Here is a 14,414-nt window from a genome sequence, read left to right as displayed (position 1 = left end):
GGAGCAGGTTTCTCAATTCCCAAATATATTTAAAGGAGGATGTCTTTATGGAAATCACAAACGAACTGAAGCAGGATCTCTCCACGCTGGAATCCGCATGCGGAAATTTTCTCGAAAAATATGAATCCGTACTCACAAGCGCTCTGAATAAACAGGAAATGTCCGCCGAGGAAAGCCTGAAGATCGACCTGATGCTGGAACTCATCACACATCTCTCCTCCGCTCAGTTTGCCGCTTCTTATATGCAGAAAGACGTCGTGAAAGAGGGGATCCTGATCCAGGATCCATCCGGCAGCTTCACGCTCGGCGGAACTCCGCTCCCGCCGATGACCGATATCGAAGTGTATGTCCATGACGATGAACTGGACCAGGATGTCTGGAAACGCGTCTTCATCGGCGGCAGCCCGAAACAGCGGATCTGCGGTCTGAAACACCCGAATCTCACTTCCGGGATCCATGCGCGGATCCGCGGCTGAGAGCTTTTCACTCTTCCGTCTCGATGATATCGCGGATCGTCTGCATCGAAAGATCTACGGACGCGATATCATCCGCGCACTGCTTTAATTCCCCGCTCATCATCGCCGCATGTCCGATCTCCTTTTTATATTTCAGCTGGTGTTCCAGGCTCGCCCAGAACTCCATGGCGATCGTCCGGAGCTGGATCTCCACATAAGTTCCCGCCGTTTTTCCGGTCATTCCCCGAAGGATCAGATGGATCCCGCGATACCCGTTTGGCTTCGGATATGAAATGTAGTCCTTTTCTTTGACCAGTTCATAGTTTTCCTGACTTTTCAGCCATTTTTCCACCCGGAACACATCATCCGCAAAGGAACAGATGACCCGGACTCCCACCGCATCATGGACTTCACAGAGTGCCGACTCCAGTGTCTCCGGCAGCGCTTTCCTCTTTAATTTCTCCATCATGCTCTCCGGCGATTTGATCCTGGAACAGATATACTGGACCGCGTGGAATCCGGACCTCTGATCGTCCGGAAACTTCTTCAGCAGCTCCAGCATGTCGGTTCTCGCTGTTTCAACACGGCATCTGAGGTCGATCCTACTGAGCTCCCGCACCTTTTTGACCGTTTCTACCGCTCCGACCGATCGAGGAATTCCGCGACCGGCGGCTACGGGATCGGTCTCGCGATCGCAAAAGCCATCGTGAACACGCACCGCGGAAAGATCCAGGCGTCCACGAAGGATGGGAAGTCGCTGACGATCGAGGCGGTATTTCCGGGATGATGATCAAACAAAAAAGATCCGCCAAAATACCGAAAATTTCTTCCCCCCGGTATCCTGACGGATCTTTTTATGCGATCATGGAACTGTCCCGTTCCTCCGCTCACAGTTTTTCAGATTTCTGCCGCTTTTCTATTCTTTTCCAGCATTTCACTTCATCTTTTTCTTCTCTTCATACTCCCTCAACGCCCGCAGCGCCTCCCCGGACAGCGGGAACAGTACCATGAGGTTGAACACGGTCATCAGTCCGACGCCGACATCGCCGAGGTCCCAGACGACTGTGTAGGCCTGAAGACCGCCGACAAACAGCATGATCAGGGCGAAGATCTTATAAAGAGTCTGATAGCACCAGCGGTTTCCGAAGAGGTATGCCACGTTGGAACGCGCATAGAACAGGATTCCGAGGAATGTCGAGAAACTGAACAATGCCAGCGTGATGGCGATAAAGACCACTCCGAACTCGCCCATATAGTAGCTCATGACTTTCTGGAGAAGGTCCATTCCTGCGAGTCCCATCGTCAGTTCCTCCGGGACAAGCAGCATGATCATCGCCGTGCAGCTGCAGATCACGATCGTATCGATAAATACGCCTAGTGCCTGGACAAGTCCGACCTTTACCGGGTCACTCTCCTCCGCCGCTGCCGCTGCACACGGTGCGGAACCGGAACCGGCCTCGTTGGAGAACAGACCGCGCTTGACTCCGTTCATGAGAACCGCGCCAAAACCGCCCGCTGCGATCTGGCGGAGTCCGAATGCCTCCTCAAAAATCCTCTTGAAAACGCCCGGAACGCTTCCGAGATGCGTCGCGATGATGAACAGGGTGATCACAAAATAACATCCCGCCATGATCGGAACGATCACATCCAGCGCGCGGACCGTTGCATTTTTTCTTAAGACGATCACCGCCGAGAGCACAACAAGAATGACCGTCGTGATCATTGGTGAGATTCCAAATGCATTTTTAAATGCCGATGCCACCGAATTGCTGATGACCTGGCTGATCCCACCCCAGCAGATCAGACCGGACAGCGCAAACAAAACGGCAACGACGGAGTGTTTCAATTTCTTTTTTCTCACGCGCTCCGCATAGCTGTGGATATAATAAGCCGGACCGCCGTGATATCCGCCGTAGAGCGGATCTTTTTCTTTGTATAGATGCGCCAGGGCTGCCTCCACAAATGCCGTGGAGGAACCAAAGATCGCCGAGATCCACATCCAGAACACGGCTCCCGCACCGCCCGCAGAGATCGCAGCGACAACTCCGACGAGATTCCCCATTCCCACACGGGTCGCTGTCGACACAAACAAGGTCTGCACCGGTGACAGACCGCCTTCTTCCTTCTTTTTTCCGCCCAGCGCCCGGATCATATCCGGAAACAGCCGGACCGGAAGGAATTTCGTCCGGATCGTAAAATAGATCCCCGTTGGGATCAAAAGCAACACGAGAAGAGGGATTCCGATCCCATTTCCGTTGCCGATCGGGATCGTGAACAGATCTCCCCACAGGAAGCGGTACACCGCTTCGATGACTGCTAACACCATAATTTTCTTTTCTCCTTTTCAGATCGATCTTTCCGGCTGTTCTGTCATTTCCCCTCTTACAGCCGTCGTTCCAGACCGGCACCGGCAAAAAGCTTCACCACCACGACGCGCCAGTCTGTTAAATTGTCATGCATTGATTTCTATTATACACATACAAGTGTGTCTCTGTCAAATCCTATCGGTGAAGCAGTTCCGGTGCCATCTCATGGAGCAGATCCGCGAGCGCTTTCGCCGCCCTGGACCGGTATTTTCCTGCCGGCCAGACCAGTGCAAGGTCCAGGAAAATCCCCTCTTTTCCGATCCGCAGATACCGGAATCCATCCCGCATGATCCGGCAGGACCGGTAGGTAAAAGCCAGCGCAACACCTTCCCGCGCAACAGCTGCCGCAAACGCCGCGGAAAGGTATGTATCGAGTCCGAGAGGTTCCACACCTGCTTCCCGCAGAGAATGGCGTGCCGTCCGGCCGAGTACCGTGTTCGGCGGACCTAAAATATATTCATACGGGGCGGTATCCTTCAGATCGATCCACAGTTCTTCCGGATCATTCTCGCATTCGTGTGCATATTTCATGACAGGATGCTCTTTCGTAGTGACGAGCATGATCTCATCCCTCATCAGTTCCTCGAATCCATGCTTGATCCGGACCGGAGGTGCTGCGATCAGTGCGAGATCCAGGATTCCCTCCAGGATCTGGTTTTCCAGATCAATACTGTCCATCTCGCTGATCTCCACATGCACCTTTGGATAACGCTCGTGAAATTTTTTCAGGACCGGCGGCAGCAGATACGTTCCCCGGTAGGTGCTGATCCCAAAGATGATCGTCCCGCCTTTTAAGTTTTCGATATCAGAAGCCTCACTGCGCGCTTCCCGGTACTGCTGCAAGATCTGTCTGGCATGAGAAATAAACGCCTCCCCGGCAGCCGTCAGGCGGACTCCTCTGGCAGTGCGGACAAAAACAGATGTACCGAGATCCTGTTCGATCAGACGGACAGCCTGACTGAGACTTGACTGCGCCATAAACAATTTTTCCGCCGCCCGGGAAATGCTCCCCTCATCGGCAACGGTTACAATGTAATCCAGCTCTTTTAAGTCCATAAAACACCTCCGTCAGATATCGGAATTACCGATACCTGGTATCGTAAATTGTGACTTTCCCCTATATCAAGACTAGTATAAAATATAACCATAGCAAAATCAATGTCTCTGAAGACAGCAAAAACACACAGGAGGGAATTTGAATGAAACAGGATCTCATGCAAGGCGTGATCGACATGCATGTCCATACGAATCCGGATCTGCGCCTTCGCGCATACGATGACTTCGAACTCATGGAAGCAGCGATCCGCGTCGGCGCGCGTGCCATCGTCATCAAGACACATCAGGGGACAACCATGGACCGCGCATATCTCTGCAACCGTCACAACGAGATCGTACATGGAAACACGAACAACTTCACCATGTACGGAAGCATCACATTAAACCGCGTTGTAGGCGGGATCAATCCGAAAGCCGTCGATACCGCACTTCGTCTTGGAGCAAAAGTTGTCTGGCTCCCGACACAGTCCGCAAAAAATCACATGCAGAAAATGGGCCAGGATCTGAGCCAGTGCGTGGAAGTCGTAAAAGACGGAAAGATCGTTCCGGAACTGCGCTCTGTACTGGAACTTGTCCGCGATCACAATGCAGTCCTTGGAACTGCCCATATCGCACCTGATGAGATCTTTACCGTCGTCGAGGCAGCCCGCGATCTCGGAGTCAAAAATATCGTGATCACCCATCCGGAGTGGTGGATCGTGGGAATGAGCCATGAAGACCAGCTCCGCCTCGTGAAGGATTACAATGTCATCCTGGAGCGCTGTTACGCACAGAACATGGGCGGCGGAAAATATAAGAGCAATCTCGCAGACAATCTGGAGATCATCAAAGAAGTCGGCTACCGAAATGTCATGGTCGACACCGACGGCGGACAGACGGAAAATCCGCACTGGGAACTCGCACTTGCGGAATACATGCAGTATCTGGTCGATCACGGAATTCCGGAAGAACATGTTTACCATATGACTCACACGATCCCGGCATCCCTGCTCGGCATCAACGAACAGGAGGAATCCGCATGTTAAGTATCATTCTGGTCGCATCCATCGCAGTTGCCGTCGTTCTTGGCTACAAGACAAAGATCAATACCGGATTCTTCTGTATCGCGTTCGCTTACCTGATCGGATGTTTCGGTATGGGGATCAAGCCAAAAGAGCTGATTAGTTTCTGGCCGGTCAGCACGATGTTTGTGATCCTGTCCGTCTCCCTTTTTTACAACTTTGCGGCTGTCAACGGAACGCTTGAGAAGATGTCTGCAAGTCTTCTCTACATGTGCCGCCGTTTCCCGGGCATGCTGCCGTTTGCCCTCTTCTTTGTAGCAGTTGTTCTCTCGGTAATGGGAGCTGCCTACTTTACTGTTCTCGCATTTCTGGCTCCGATCACGATCCTGATCTGCGAGGAAGCAAAAATGGACAAGCTGACCGGCGCTGTCGCGATCAACTGCGGTGCGCTTGCAGGCGGAAACTTTCCGACAGCCTCTCTCGGTGTCGTATTCCGCGGTCTGATCGATACCGCTTACGAGTCAGAACCGGCTTTTGGAACACCGAATTCGTTTGTGGACGAAATGAAGATTTTTGGATTCGCCATCATCTTCTCCCTGATCCTGATCGCGATCTTCCGCTTCGGTTTTAAGAGCAACCGCGGCATCGGCAAAGGAGTTACTTTCTCCAGGCCGGAACCGTTTGACAGGAAGCAGAAGCTGACTTTATACTTGATGCTGCTGATGATGGTGATCGTCCTGATCTTCCCACTCTTAAAGCTCGCGCTTCCGGACAATGCCCTGATCGGAACGATTGCAGGAAAAGTTGATGTCGGTCTCGTTGCTTTCTGCTTTACCATCATTGCCCTGTTATTTGATCTGGCACCTCAGAAAGAGGTCATCGCTCGTGTTCCGTGGAATACGATCCTCATGATCGCCGGAGCCGGCATGCTGATCGCGGTCGCTGTAAAAGCAGGCACGATCGATGCCCTGTCCGCATGGATCGGATCCAATGTACCGGCTGCCCTGATCCCGCTGGCATTCAGTTTCGTCGGTGCGTTTATGAGCTTCTTCAGTTCCACGACCGGCGTTGTTGCACCGGCATTATTCCCGCTGATCCCGGGACTCGCCGCTGCAACCGGACTGAACCCAGCCGCTCTCTTTGCCTGCACGATCCTCGGCGCACAGAGCAGCGCGATCAGCCCGTTCTCATCCGGCGGAAGTCTGATCCTCGGTTCCTGTGGAAACGAGGAAGACCGCAACCATCTGTTTAACCGGCTTCTCTTTGTTGCCGTTCCGATCAGTGTGATCTGCTGTGCAGTCTATAACCTGATCGTGACATTTGTACTGTAGGATCAAATCAAATCATTCAAAAAGGAGAATCATCATATGAATCACAAAATTACAGTATTCCGCGGTGACGGAATCGGTCCGGAACTTGTTGACAATGTGTTAAAGATCTTAAAGGCAGCGAACGCACCTCTCGAATATGAAATCTACAACGTCGGAGAGGACGAATGGAAACGCAACGGCGCACTGATCCCGGAGGAAGCCTACGCATCTTTTGAGCGGACAAAAGTGCTGTTAAAATCCCCGATCACGACCCCGGTCGGAAAGGGATTCCGCTCCCTGAACGTGACACTCCGCGGAAAATATGATCTTTACGCAAACATCCGCCCGGTAAGATCCAACGATGCCGTAAAAACACCGTTCAAAAATGTGGATATCGTCATTTTCCGTGAAAATACGGAAGGCCTCTACGTCGGCGTCGAAGAGCAGATCGATCCGGACACCGTCCATGCGATCAAGATCGTTACACGAAAAGCGAGTGAGCGCATCATCCGTGACGCATTCGAGTATGCAAAGAAAAATGGCCGCAGAAAAGTGACCTGCGTCCACAAGGCAAACATCTTAAAGATGTCCGACGGCATGTTCTTATCCATTTTCAAGGAGATCGCGAAAGAATATCCGGAGATCGAGAGCGATGACAAGATCATCGACAACACCTGCATGCAGCTCGTGATGAACCCGAACCAGTTTGACGTGATGGTCATGCAGAACCTGTACGGAGACATCCTCTCCGACCTCTGCAGCGGTCTGATCGGCGGTCTCGGACTCGTTCCATCCAGCAATATCGGTGCCGATTACGCCATGTTTGAAGCTGTACACGGCAGCGCGCCGGATATCGCCGGAAAGCACCTTGCAAACCCGACTGCATTCCTCTGGTCCGCCTGCATGATGTTAGAGTACCTCGGGGAAAATGAGACTGCAGCGCGGATCCGCAAAGCCGTCGATGAAGTTCTCGCAGAAGGAAAACACCTCACAAAAGACCTGCACGGAACAGCAAGTACCGAAGAGTATGTGGATGCGATCCTGGAAAGATTATAAAACTGAAATCAGAGGGGGCTGCCATTGGCAGCTCTTTCTGTATCCCTGAAAGTAAAAAGACATCACAAAACCTTGTTCGAATGGAATCCACTCCAATTTCCGGTTTTGTGATGTCTTTTTATGATCTTTTATTCGCTCCCGGCATTGATCACTGCCCCTGCTCTTCCACCTTCTTCGGCGGCATCACTGTCAGGTCTTTCACGATCTCCCCTGCAAGGATCAGTCCGGCAACCGACGGAACGAACGCGATGCTGCCCGGGATTGCGCGGCGCTCGGTGCATTTATGTTTCGCGCCCGGCGGACAGATACAGTTCTTTCTGCAGCTGATGCTCATGTCTTCCTGCTGCTCAACCGGCTGTTCCGTGGAGTAAACGACTTTTAACTTCTTCACTCCGCGCTTCTTTAATTCGCGGCGCATGACCTTCGCGAGCGGGCACATGCTCGTCTTATAGATATCCGCCACATGGAACTGCGTCGGATCCAGCTTGTTTCCGGCGCCCATGCTGCTGATGACCGGAACTTTACAGTCGATCGCCCGCATGATGATCTCGATCTTTGCCGTCACCGTGTCCACCGCATCGACCACATAGGAATATTCCGTAAAGTCGAACTCATCCGCATTTTCCGGGAGATAAAAGCACTTTCTGACCTCGACCTGGGCATCCGGATTGATATCCAGGATCCGGTCGCGCATGACTTCCGCCTTATACTGTCCAACTGTCTTTCTCGTCGCGATGATCTGGCGGTTGATATTTGTCAGGCAGACCTTATCATCGTCCACCAGCACAAAGGAACCGACTCCGCTTCTCGCCAGTGCCTCCGCCACATATCCGCCGACTCCGCCGATTCCGAAGATCGCAACCTTCGCCTTCGCAAGGCGGTCCATATTTTCTGCTCCTAAAAGGAGCTGTGTTCTTGAGAACTGATTTAACATCTCTATCTCCAATCCTGTCTTTCCTGCAATGTTACCGGCAATCTCCCTGTTAAAACAACCATTCGACGGGATTTTGCCCCTGAAACCTTTACCATTATACCTACTAATTCGGTATGTGTAAAGAGAAAGATTCCTTCCCATGAAAAGCAGCAGTTTTTCTGCGTCCTGTAACGAAACAGGACACCATCTCTGGTGTCCCTTCCGTACTTTCTGATATTCTCACAAAACTGTCCGAACCATTCTTGCAGTCTGATTCTCTGTCATCGCTGATCCTGCTTTTCTGGAAATCTCCTGCCATGATCCCTGCATGTCATTTTACTTATCCACATGGTTTCTGTCCGTCAGAATGATCCCCTTATATCTCGGAGAGGTGCGCTCAAGCTCATAGCATTCTCCCTCCGGAGTCGGGTACTGATCGATAAAGTCGCGGATCGTCTTCATCTCCTCCGCGGTCAGATCAAATTCCAGTGTCTGGATGTTGGATCTTACATGTTTGGAGTTTCTGGTTCCGACCATGACGGCTCCGACGCTCTTCTGGTTTAAGATGTACTGGGTTGCCACGTTGGCGATGCTGACGCCGTGGTTGTCTGCGATTGCTTTCAGGACCGGAAGGAGCTTCTGCATTCCGTCCCAGCCGAGGGAATCCTCGATGATCTGCATGTATTTCACCTGGGAACGGGTCTCCGGCGCCTCATATGTCTTTCCCATGTAGCGCTCCGCGAGAAATCCACCGGCCAGTGTGCCGTAAGCGAATGTGTAGATGCCGTGCTCTGCGCTGTAATCCAAAAGTGTTCTCTCCGGACGGCGGTCAAAGACGGAATACTGCGCCTGGTTGGATACGACCGGGATACCGGCGTCAACCATCTGCTTTAAGGCGTTTGTATCCATGTTGCACATACCGATGTTGCGGATCTTTCCTTTTTCCTGAAGCTTTACAAGGTCAAAGGCCGTCTCCATCATGCCCGGCACATTGAAATCCCACCAGTGGAACTGTACCAGATCCAGAGCTTCGCGGTGCATTCTCTTTAAGGAGCGGTCCACGATTCCTTCCGTGTACTCCATGTTGATCACCGGAAGAACGTCCTTGTCCGGCACAAATTTCGTGTGGATCTGGATGTCTTCCTCCTGATAATGTCCGCTCGCCTTTAACTCTGTCACAAAGCGGCCGAGGACCTCCTCAGCGCCCGTGTAGATGTCGGCACAGTCAAACGTCGTAAATCCCTGCTCCACCAGCTCGTGGAACGCGCGGATCGCATCGTCATAGTCCAGGTGTCCCTGAAGACAATGCTCCGCGGAGAGCTGCCAGCAGCCATTGATGACGCGGTTGAAGGTATATCCATTTTTAAACTGAGCTTTTTTCTGCATGATCGATTCTCCTTATTATCTAATTCTCATGATATTTTCCCGCATCCGGTCTCATGAGCGGCACGACCGTGCACTGCCCATGACTCTGGATCCGCTTTCCGACTCTTGTGATCTTAAATCTCGCCCCGCAGTTCGGATCCGGGCAGGCGATCTCCGCGTCGGAGAGCATCCAGTCGTTCGGGTCCAATGGCCGTTCTTTTGCCGGAAGAAGCGGCAGGATGGCGCTCAGGGAATACATGGAAAACGATGTTTCCTTCGGAAACACCAGGTTTTCTCCCTGTACCAGGAAATAGTCCCCCACCTTGTGGCTGCACACCATCGGGCGGTCACCGGCGACTACTTCCACCTTGAGATCGTATAATGTAAAGGTATCATCCATTTTTCCATAACCTCTTTTCTCTCGTGTACTCGTTCCAATGTCTGTGCCATCCTGACACTTCATGAGCTTTCATGATCCAGATCCGGGAAACCACTCCCCTATTCTTCTTTCTGGCATCCCCATCCCGTAAGGACAGCTCCAAGGAATACAAAGAACAGGACAAATCCGTAGATCGTTCCGCCCGCAACGATGACCGGGGAAAGACCTGTCAATGCGGATCCGATGAATACGAACACGCTCATGAACGGGATGATCGCCGGAAGACTGTTCGCCGTTCCGTCTAAAAGGTTCGCTCTGCGGTACGGGTGAATGTTTCTCGCCGCTCCGATCTTATTTAAGATCGGTCCGAATGTCAGGATGGAGGCACTCGTCACACCGCCAAGTAAGATCGTTGTAAATGCGATCCCCATCATGCAGACGAGCTCCGCACCTTTCGCTGTACCAGCCATCTTACTGTCGAGGATCTTCTCGGCGATCAGGTTCAGCATGCCTGCGTCGCTTAAAACTCCCATGATGCCGAATACGGAGATGACAAGCGCACAGGTTGGTAAAATATTGTTGATCCCGTCAACCAGGAAGCCGACTGCGGCGTTGTTTGCCGCGTCGTTGGAAAATACCTGCGCCGGAGTAAATAATCCCGCTGCAAGGCCGACAAGCGTTCCTGTCGCAAGACCAACGAGGATGCCTTCATAGATATTTCTTGTTTTTGTCGAAACCGTCAGCATCAGGACAACCGGGATCAGCATGACTAACGAAACCGGGTTGGACGCCGCATCGATGGAACCTCCCTCATAAGTACCGCCAACACCGCCGAAAATCGCGAAGATCACGATCGTGATCAGTCCTGCCACCAGCGAATACTTGATACGGCTTGACACGACACCACCGATATCGGCCGGTTTTCCGTTCTTAAACTGCTGCGTGGAAGCCGAAGCGATCGTCGTGTCGGAGATCGGCGCCAGGTTATCTCCAAAGATCGCGCCGGATACGATGCAGCCGGCCATCATCATCTCGTTGGCACCCAGCATGATCCCCGCCGGGTAAAAGATCGGGAACGCGATAAACATGGTTCCGATCGAGGAACCGGTCGCTGTCGATACGATGCATGTGGCAAGAAATGTAAATGCAACAAAGATCCCGCCTTTCATGCCGACCGCGTTGGCGATCCATACGAATCCGCCGGAAAGACCGCACAGCTTGATCAGGGCGCTGAACATGCCGACGAGCAGCAGGATCACAACGACCGATACCGACGTGATCGAGGAAATTCCCCGGATCGCACTCTCCCAGAACTCACTGTAGCTCGTGCAGAACACGCCGCCGATCAAAAGGGCTAAAAATCCTCCGACTGCAAGTGCTTCCATGTTGAATGCTTTAAAGCCGATGAACAGCACCATGCAGAAGAATACATAAATTGCTACCGGGATCAGGGACATTCCGATCCCGCCGCGAAACTGAAGTTTTCTCTCCTCGCTCATACGATTGCCTTCCTTTCTTCTGTAACATAACTCTTGTCATATACGAAAGTCTCCCGGGAGACTATGCGTTTCTGCATGCCACGATGCATTTTCTCACCGCTCCGGTTTCCGGCTTTCATAAAGGACTGACATTTCAAGTTCAGAAGATCGGGAAATCTTTTTATCAAAAAAGCCCATCCCTGAACTTCGTTCAAGGACAGGCTGTCATATACCTGCGGTACCACCTTGTTTGGTGCCAAGCACCCACTCTTTACAGAATGCAGTTACATTCCTGGTCTCGTAACGCTGACCCTGCGTCTCGGCTACTAAAGATTCCTCTTGATCCGTTCCTCTTTTTCACCTTGCCCTCTGAGGCCCACTTACCACAACACTCTGTCCGGATCCCACCGCCCCGGACTCTCTGGGAGACTGTTCTTTCTGGTACAACTTCCTCTTCAACGGTTTAAAGCAATAATAGCAATATCATACGGATTTGTCAAGAATTTTTTATCGGAAACTGGCTGCTGATATCCCAACTATCTTCTCCCATGCTCTTCACAACAACTCCAATACTCTCTCATAAACCGGAGCATTTTCTTTCACTACGATCATCAGCTTCTCCTTCGCACCGTTTAGCCTGTAAAACAGTGTGCGCACCGTATGAGCCTGCGATCGCAGATACCTGTTTTCATCGTAATAATACTTCTCATCCAACAGCACCGCCAGCCGGTCCATCGTCTTCCCGTTGTCTTCCTGTCGCGAAAGGATCTGAAACCCGTGTTCCCCTGCATCCAACATCAGCTTTTCCGCTTCCCGCTCATCATTTGCATACAGCACTGTGACATTCGGGAAATGCCGGGTGGTCTTCCGGTCCGGAAGGTGCATCAGATTCTGGATAAACGAGGAAAGCTCCACATTTGTCCGGATCCTGTTTGTCAGTCGGAAAAGCTGGATCCCCGGAAGTTTTTCCAGCTCATTCTTCGCACTCCGGTCCGCCTCTTCCGGGGAGAGCTGGTCCTCGCAGTCACTGGAAAAGATAACCGGACGTGTTCCTGCTGCCCGTATGATCCGCTTCAGGGGCTCCTCACTCAGCAGATGCGCCTCATCAACAAAAACAGCACCATAATCCTCAAAACCGGTCTCCTCCGTGATCTCCCGGTCCGACATCCAGAGAATTCGCCTGAGTCTCTCATGAAGCTTCTTCCACTCCTCTCCCGATGTCCCGCAGTGGATCATGCAGACCTTCTGACGCCCGGAAAGTTTCATCGCGATATCGTAGAGAAGCAGCGTCTTTCCCGTCCCAGGAAGTCCGGAAAATGAGTAATATCCGCTTCGCTCCGCGCGGACTTTCTTTAAGATCTGCCGCTCAATATCCTTCTGTTGGGCCGTCAGGAAATATTCCTTCTGCAAAAACCGCTCCGGCTGTGTCAGCGGGGAGATCAGATACCATTCTGCCCGGAAGCAGTCTTCGAGATCTCCCGGCTCATCCTTACCCGGCTCCTTCAACTCTTCACATAGCCGGTCCCAGTCCGCATCCACAAGGTTATCATGATTCGTCAGACGGACCAGACGGTCCTCACTGCTGATATAGGTATAGGACCGGATCGGTCTCCCCAGCACCGATAAGTAATAACGGTTCTGGATCAGCTGCCTGCGGATCGCGTCCCCGGAGACAGCGCCGCTCTTCAGCTCGATGTTCACGATCTGTTTTTCCTTCACCTGGAGCAGGTCAAACTCTTTTCCGAGACGCGGGATCTGGAAAGAATAAAAGAAGCGGAGCCGGTACACCTCCGGCATATGTTCTTCCAGGTGATCCACAAATGCCCGCATACTGTTCAGTTCCCATGTCCGGATCTTTAAAGGTTTTTCCCTGCCCGACAGCTGATGCTCCAGCCTGGAAAGACAGGCGATATTCTGTTTTCTAGTCAGTGCGTAGATGGATATTGATTTCATGGATACACTCCTGAATATAAAATGCGTCGTAAGTGCGCAGACCTACTGAACAGTTACAATGCGCCAATGTGAGCACATCGGTCATCACATCAATATTCTAACATCATGAAACAAAAATTTCATCCTGTCAATTGTTTTATTGATATGGCAGTGACCGTGCACTGTAATGGGAGCTTGAATGTTGACACTGGATCAGCAAACCGTTATTATATAAGTATAATTTAAACAAAATCTTATTTTTGTCAGTATATTATCGCATAAAACCAAGATAAGCAGAATTTTCAGGAGGCCATATGAATAAAGCGGAAAAATCCCAAATAATTGTTCCTGTTATTTGTTTTGTGTGCGTTTTTTTGTCTGCAGTTCTGATATGGAGTTATTATAGCAAGCCCGCTGATGAGGACGGAACCTTAAGCGTTACAATAAAGTATCCAGAATATGAAACTGCCGTTATAACACCGGTTTCTACGATGGAATGTGCCATAGATAACAAGTTCTTACATGAACTTCAACAAATTTCAGAAAGTTCCGATGGAAATACAAATGAACATATTTATAATTATCAATATGACACACTGCCTGATAAAATTTATATAAAGGCACCAGATATTTATGTATTTGAACAAGGCAGATCAAACTCATCCATGACACCATGCAGCGTTGGAAGTGTGGCTTACTATGCTGATGAACCTTGGTTCTCTATCACTTCAGTCACTGTAGATAAATTATATACCGGAGTTTTTGATATAACAATTTCGATCGAGTCATTTAAGGATATCGTTCCAGTAATGGCAACCTTAAAAATAGGAGATATTGTTTTGAATGAAGAAGGAAGTGCACCAGAAAAGGAAATGGCGTTTGAAAACGATAATTATATTTCAGAAACCTTTCAATTTCGGTATAATCGGGGTGCATTAAACGATATCTCTGATTTAGTTAATGAAGCAGCCTTCTGTACTGAAGATGTTTTCCGCAGAATAAGCGGAGCCCAAATAACAGCAAAATGCAATATCCCATCTGTTAAAGTTGTTATTGAGGATTCAGGATCATCTTCCAGCTTGTGATGATGAGCTATGAGAGCA

The 14,414-nt window shown here is 50.8% G+C and carries 14 protein-coding genes; 6 read left to right on the top strand and 8 right to left on the bottom strand.

Annotated elements, in window-relative coordinates:
* The first annotated feature begins 47 nt into the window (after nt 1-47).
* The gene (locus ACXMYH_RS04715; protein WP_118298497.1) at nt 48-476 is read left to right on the top strand and encodes a hypothetical protein; all 429 of its coding nucleotides are present in this window, start codon (nt 48-50) and stop codon (nt 474-476) included.
* 7 nt (nt 477-483) lie between these two features.
* Here the strand turns inward: ACXMYH_RS04715 and ACXMYH_RS04710 are convergent, their stop codons facing one another.
* Nucleotides 484-924 carry a GTP pyrophosphokinase gene (locus ACXMYH_RS04710; RefSeq protein ID WP_486555608.1) on the bottom strand — a complete coding sequence of 147 codons (441 nt, stop codon included), beginning with the start codon at nt 922-924 and terminating at the stop codon, nt 484-486.
* 42 nt (nt 925-966) lie between these two features.
* On the opposite strand from ACXMYH_RS04710, the gene ACXMYH_RS04705 reads away from it, so the two are divergent.
* Complete coding sequence (locus tag ACXMYH_RS04705) at nt 967-1,242, top strand: ATP-binding protein (RefSeq protein WP_486555607.1); 276 nt, start codon at nt 967-969, stop codon at nt 1,240-1,242.
* A 147-nt stretch (nt 1,243-1,389) separates the two neighbouring features.
* Here the strand turns inward: ACXMYH_RS04705 and ACXMYH_RS04700 are convergent, their stop codons facing one another.
* On the bottom strand, nt 1,390-2,781 hold the full coding sequence (locus ACXMYH_RS04700) for an alanine/glycine:cation symporter family protein (RefSeq protein WP_118298500.1): 1,392 nt from the start codon (nt 2,779-2,781) through the stop codon (nt 1,390-1,392).
* A gap of 175 nt (nt 2,782-2,956) precedes the next feature.
* Nucleotides 2,957-3,877: a LysR family transcriptional regulator gene (locus ACXMYH_RS04695; protein ID WP_215703153.1), complete on the bottom strand. Its 921-nt coding sequence runs from the start codon at nt 3,875-3,877 to the stop codon at nt 2,957-2,959.
* 143 nt (nt 3,878-4,020) lie between these two features.
* On the opposite strand from ACXMYH_RS04695, the gene ACXMYH_RS04690 reads away from it, so the two are divergent.
* The 3 genes from ACXMYH_RS04690 to ACXMYH_RS04680 are packed head-to-tail and all read left to right on the top strand — an operon-like array spanning nt 4,021 to nt 7,244.
* Nucleotides 4,021-4,902, top strand: a complete 882-nt coding sequence (locus tag ACXMYH_RS04690; protein ID WP_118529497.1) for a DUF6282 family protein — start codon at nt 4,021-4,023, stop codon at nt 4,900-4,902.
* Complete coding sequence (locus tag ACXMYH_RS04685; protein WP_118529496.1) at nt 4,896-6,209, top strand: SLC13 family permease; 1,314 nt, start codon at nt 4,896-4,898, stop codon at nt 6,207-6,209. The genes ACXMYH_RS04690 and ACXMYH_RS04685 overlap by 7 nt, the downstream gene beginning before the upstream one ends.
* A 36-nt stretch (nt 6,210-6,245) precedes the next feature.
* Nucleotides 6,246-7,244: an isocitrate/isopropylmalate dehydrogenase family protein gene (locus ACXMYH_RS04680; RefSeq protein WP_118529495.1), complete on the top strand. Its 999-nt coding sequence runs from the start codon at nt 6,246-6,248 to the stop codon at nt 7,242-7,244.
* A gap of 148 nt (nt 7,245-7,392) precedes the next feature.
* On the opposite strand, the gene ACXMYH_RS04675 is transcribed toward ACXMYH_RS04680, so the two are convergent.
* From ACXMYH_RS04675 to ACXMYH_RS04655, 5 genes are all read right to left on the bottom strand, one after another.
* Nucleotides 7,393-8,178 carry a tRNA threonylcarbamoyladenosine dehydratase gene (locus tag ACXMYH_RS04675; protein WP_118298505.1) on the bottom strand — a complete coding sequence of 262 codons (786 nt, stop codon included), beginning with the start codon at nt 8,176-8,178 and terminating at the stop codon, nt 7,393-7,395.
* Between the two features lie 315 nt (nt 8,179-8,493).
* The gene (locus ACXMYH_RS04670; RefSeq protein WP_118298506.1) at nt 8,494-9,543 is read right to left on the bottom strand and encodes an aldo/keto reductase; all 1,050 of its coding nucleotides are present in this window, start codon (nt 9,541-9,543) and stop codon (nt 8,494-8,496) included.
* Between the two features lie 19 nt (nt 9,544-9,562).
* The gene (locus tag ACXMYH_RS04665; protein WP_118321574.1) at nt 9,563-9,922 is read right to left on the bottom strand and encodes a TIGR04076 family protein; all 360 of its coding nucleotides are present in this window, start codon (nt 9,920-9,922) and stop codon (nt 9,563-9,565) included.
* A gap of 98 nt (nt 9,923-10,020) precedes the next feature.
* On the bottom strand, nt 10,021-11,400 hold the full coding sequence (locus ACXMYH_RS04660) for a Na+/H+ antiporter NhaC family protein (RefSeq protein WP_118529494.1): 1,380 nt from the start codon (nt 11,398-11,400) through the stop codon (nt 10,021-10,023).
* 534 nt (nt 11,401-11,934) lie between these two features.
* On the bottom strand, nt 11,935-13,332 hold the full coding sequence (locus ACXMYH_RS04655; RefSeq protein ID WP_486555606.1) for a P-loop NTPase family protein: 1,398 nt from the start codon (nt 13,330-13,332) through the stop codon (nt 11,935-11,937).
* 293 nt (nt 13,333-13,625) lie between these two features.
* Between ACXMYH_RS04655 and ACXMYH_RS04650 the strand changes: the two genes are divergently transcribed.
* Nucleotides 13,626-14,396 carry a hypothetical protein gene (locus ACXMYH_RS04650; RefSeq protein WP_118529491.1) on the top strand — a complete coding sequence of 257 codons (771 nt, stop codon included), beginning with the start codon at nt 13,626-13,628 and terminating at the stop codon, nt 14,394-14,396.
* Nucleotides 14,397-14,414: the final 18 nt, after the last annotated feature.

This window comes from Pilosibacter sp. NGB245 (genome assembly GCF_057397225.1).
Note: the sequence above shows the minus strand (reverse complement) of the source record. Positions and strands in the feature narration are given on the sequence as shown.

Bases quoted from the DNA above. Each gene is read 5' to 3' on its own strand.
- ACXMYH_RS04700 (WP_118298500.1), bottom strand. From the start codon at position 2,781: ATGGTGTTAGCAGTCATCGAAGCGGTGTACCGCTTCCTGTGGGGAGAT.
- ACXMYH_RS04685 (WP_118529496.1), top strand. From the start codon at position 4,896: ATGTTAAGTATCATTCTGGTCGCATCCATCGCAGTTGCCGTCGTTCTT.
- ACXMYH_RS04710 (WP_486555608.1), bottom strand. From the start codon at position 924: ATGATGGAGAAATTAAAGAGGAAAGCGCTGCCGGAGACACTGGAGTCG.
- ACXMYH_RS04715 (WP_118298497.1), top strand. From the start codon at position 48: ATGGAAATCACAAACGAACTGAAGCAGGATCTCTCCACGCTGGAATCC.
- ACXMYH_RS04675 (WP_118298505.1), bottom strand. From the start codon at position 8,178: ATGTTAAATCAGTTCTCAAGAACACAGCTCCTTTTAGGAGCAGAAAAT.
- ACXMYH_RS04680 (WP_118529495.1), top strand. From the start codon at position 6,246: ATGAATCACAAAATTACAGTATTCCGCGGTGACGGAATCGGTCCGGAA.
- ACXMYH_RS04660 (WP_118529494.1), bottom strand. From the start codon at position 11,400: ATGAGCGAGGAGAGAAAACTTCAGTTTCGCGGCGGGATCGGAATGTCC.
- ACXMYH_RS04650 (WP_118529491.1), top strand. From the start codon at position 13,626: ATGAATAAAGCGGAAAAATCCCAAATAATTGTTCCTGTTATTTGTTTT.
- ACXMYH_RS04695 (WP_215703153.1), bottom strand. From the start codon at position 3,877: ATGGACTTAAAAGAGCTGGATTACATTGTAACCGTTGCCGATGAGGGG.
- ACXMYH_RS04655 (WP_486555606.1), bottom strand. From the start codon at position 13,332: ATGAAATCAATATCCATCTACGCACTGACTAGAAAACAGAATATCGCC.
- ACXMYH_RS04690 (WP_118529497.1), top strand. From the start codon at position 4,021: ATGAAACAGGATCTCATGCAAGGCGTGATCGACATGCATGTCCATACG.
- ACXMYH_RS04665 (WP_118321574.1), bottom strand. From the start codon at position 9,922: ATGGATGATACCTTTACATTATACGATCTCAAGGTGGAAGTAGTCGCC.
- ACXMYH_RS04670 (WP_118298506.1), bottom strand. From the start codon at position 9,543: ATGCAGAAAAAAGCTCAGTTTAAAAATGGATATACCTTCAACCGCGTC.